General features: G+C 63.7%; 4 protein-coding genes. All 4 read right to left on the minus strand.

Annotated features, from left to right (window positions below):
* The coding region (locus GIW04_RS29265; protein WP_236479494.1) for a TraC family protein at positions 1–881 on the minus strand (881 nt) is incomplete at its 3' end.
* A complete protein-coding gene (locus GIW04_RS29270) occupies positions 881–1,315 on the minus strand; it encodes a TIGR03751 family conjugal transfer lipoprotein (RefSeq protein ID WP_057005370.1) in 435 nt (144 codons plus the stop codon). The genes GIW04_RS29270 and GIW04_RS29265, both read right to left, overlap by 1 nt.
* The gene (locus GIW04_RS29275) at positions 1,296–2,732 is read right to left on the minus strand and encodes a TIGR03752 family integrating conjugative element protein (protein WP_057005369.1); all 1,437 of its coding nucleotides are present in this window, start codon (positions 2,730–2,732) and stop codon (positions 1,296–1,298) included. Before GIW04_RS29275 ends, GIW04_RS29270 begins: the two co-directional genes overlap by 20 nt.
* Positions 2,722–3,186, minus strand: a 465-nt coding sequence (locus GIW04_RS29280) for a TIGR03749 family integrating conjugative element protein (RefSeq protein WP_236479495.1), incomplete at its 5' end; no start/stop codon positions are given. The genes GIW04_RS29275 and GIW04_RS29280, both read right to left, overlap by 11 nt.

Consider the following 3,186-nt stretch of genomic DNA (forward strand, 5'->3'; position numbering starts at 1 on the left):
CCACTGGCCAGTTCCAGCCCGCCGGGTTCGGACTCCGTCGGATAGGCCGTGAGGCGGTAGAAGCGTTCGCGGTCTTCTAACGTGGGGCCGAGCATCGTTGGCCGCGGGTTGAACCAAAGCACCAGCCAGGCATGAATATCTGCCGCCTGCAGGCGACGGGCGCGTATGCCCGCATTGGACAGGCCGCCGAGCAACCGGTCGCAAATGACATTCAATGCCTGCTCGGGGGATTGCCCGCGTCGGGCGGGCGCACTCCCAGCACGCCGATACACCACCAGGCGGACGCGGCGCGTTTGGCCGCGCCATGGTAGCTTGGTGACTGTGCGGTCCTCGAACAGGCCACCCTGTTTGGCAACGGCCCGCAGATGGTGACCGAAAAAGCGCAGGTAGAACTCGCTGAAGGCGCTGCCCTGTGCCCGTGGCTGGAGATAACTGCGCAGGGAGGCAAGGTACGGGTTCCAGTCGGTCTCGTCCTGAGCGTAGAGCTGCATCACCCAGGGCGATTCATCCAGTTCATCGAAACTGTCCTGTAGTGCGTTTTCCAGGGCGTCGCGCGCCTGCGCAAGCCAGGCCGCCTCACGGCCCTCCGTACCCACGGGCATCAATTCAAAAAATGCCGCGACGGAGACGCCGTCTTCGAGCAGCATGCATTTTGAATCCGGCAGGTATTCGACCCAGGGCAACAGGTCGGCGAACGAGGGCGCGACGTCATAAAGTGCCTGCTCGTCGGCCTGTGTTGCGGAACGCTGCCTCCTGACGCCGATCTTGCCCGGTACCGGAATACCGTGCGCTTGCAGTTCGGCAACATGGCGCTCCCAGGCATCCGGCGTTGGCCTGTCTGTCTGAGTTGTCTCAGGTACGCGGGAAAATGGCCAGCGCATCAGTAATCCTCGACCCGCTCACTGGGCATGGCGTACTGGACCCGCTGGTACAGGGGAAAGACGGTTGTGTATCCGGGAATGGGAGCGGGATCAGTGCCTGCCAGATGGGGAAAGACGTACATCACAAGGTCCGGATTGGGCAGGCGGTGAAACTGCCGGTAGATCTCGTTCTGTGCGGTGCGGGTATAGCTTGCGTTGACAGTCGGCGCCGCGTTTACATCGTCTTGCGTGAGTGGCCGGCGCAGCGACTGCCGGGCGTCCAGCAGATGCTGCGCGCTCTGTCCGCCACGCGCGGCACCGCCGGTCTCCTCGTTCCAGATATCGAGCATGGTGTTGCCGTCATGCGGCAGCATCTTTTCCTTGCTGGTCGAACAGCCGGCCAGGGCCGCGGCCACCATGAGGACCGTCAGGCCGTTAGTCCAGATCCTGTGCATGGGGAGCTCCTCCGAGACGGTGATCGACGCGACGACCTTTGGGGTCATAGTCGATGCTGAGGGGTTGTTCGAGATGGACGGCGACCTGGGCACCGGGCTTGACGTAGACGGCTGCGAAGGCCTGCCCGTAGAGCTTGTTCACCCACTGCGACATGTCCTGCACACCGCCCGCGAGGATGCGGCCCACCGCTTCGTTGCCGGTAATACCGACGGTGCCCATTGAACCGTTGTTGTTGGCCACCACAGCGACGCTGTCGTTGTCCGATTTGATCAGCGAGGCGGCGCCGGCACCCGCCGCCGTAATCAGCGCCTGACTGCTGAGGTACTGCTGGGCGTTGCTGCGGCGTTCACCTGAAACGCACGGGATGCCATAGGGATCGCTGATCCAGCCCAGGCCCTCCTGGGTAGCGTTGCTGTCCCTGTTGTCCTGCTGCTGGTTGCCACCGCGCTCGCCCTCTTCGGGCACGGTGCGGATGGTGCCGTCATGGAACACGAACGTCACACTGCGGACCTGGCCGCGCACGCAGGACAGCGTCCAGTCGCCCGAGGCGGTACCGCTGACCACCGCGCCGGCCACCTCGGGGAGGTCGATGCCGTTGGCGGTGAGGTTGTCGGGACCAATGAGGACCTTGAACGGGTAGGGGTCATTCACCGTACCGTCTACCGGCACGCGCCCGATCAACGCAGTCATCGCAATCGAGCCCATCAGCGTCGCGTTGGTTGGTACGGTGTATACTGGCGTTGCGGTGGACACACCCGCCGCCTTGCTGCCAGCTTCCACGACGGTCTCCTGGGTCGCTTCCAGCGTTTTCTGCGCGGGCCCGAAACGGGTGGGGAAGCTGAAGCTGTCGCGCTTGCCGGAGGCGCTACTTTTGCCATCGCGCCTGGCATCGTCCGGTTCAATCCAGTGAATATCGTCACTGCCGAGTCCATCGCCGTCCCCGGGTTTCAGGCCCAGACCGATGGGAAGGTCGGCATCGCCACGCTGACGGGACAGCCCTTCAATTTGGCGCTGCAGGTCTTGCAGCAAGCCCTGAGCTTGCTGCCGCTCGCCGGAGACCTGTTCACGGTCGTTGCGCAACTGGTTGCGTTCAGTCTCCAGCGCACTTTGGATGCGCCGGTCAATTGAGCCTTCACGCTGACGCAACCGCTCGTTTTCAGACTTCTGCGTTTTGTTGTCCGCCATCGCACCCTGCAATTCGGTACGCATTTGTTTGACCTGACCTACCAGCGTCGCCACGGTGTCGCGGGGCGTATCGCCTTCGATACCCAATGCCTTTGCCTCTTGCGACGTCAGCCGGGGAGTGCCGTCATTGACGGGTTGGACGTTACCGTCGGAAAACAGCTTGATCCCGACGAACACCAGCAAGAGCGCCATGGGCACCATCAGCCACTTCAGCAGGCCGTTACCTTTCATGACGAACTCCGTCCTTCGGGGCAGGCGTTGAGGGGGACGGCAGATTCAGCGCCGCATTGATCGGGCTCACTCTCGGCAGCAGAGATTCGGCCAGGCCATGCCCCCGGGTCACCAGGTAAACCACCGAGGTGTCTTCCGGGGTACCGGCGGGCCCCAGGGTTGAATGCTGAAACGTTGCGGTCATGAAATCACCCTGCAGTTCGCGCGGATCCAGGGCGAGCCAGCGGGTCGACCTGTTGGCCAACCTGACGGCGGTCACCCACAGATCATCCAGCCGCCAGGCGGCGATGGCTCTGGCCTGAACGGGCAGGGTGGGCAGCAGCGTATCCAGGGGCAGATGGCGGCGCAGGTTCACGCGCGTCACGCCAGGAACGGAGTCGACCGTGCGCAGTGGGGCGTACAGGTTCTGCGCGGCGTAGCGGGTCAGCACCACGGGCACAGGCGTTTCATGGGC

Source organism: Pseudomonas sp. PA-4-8C (assembly GCF_021606625.1).
Classification (GTDB): domain Bacteria; phylum Pseudomonadota; class Gammaproteobacteria; order Pseudomonadales; family Pseudomonadaceae; genus Aquipseudomonas; species Aquipseudomonas lactis.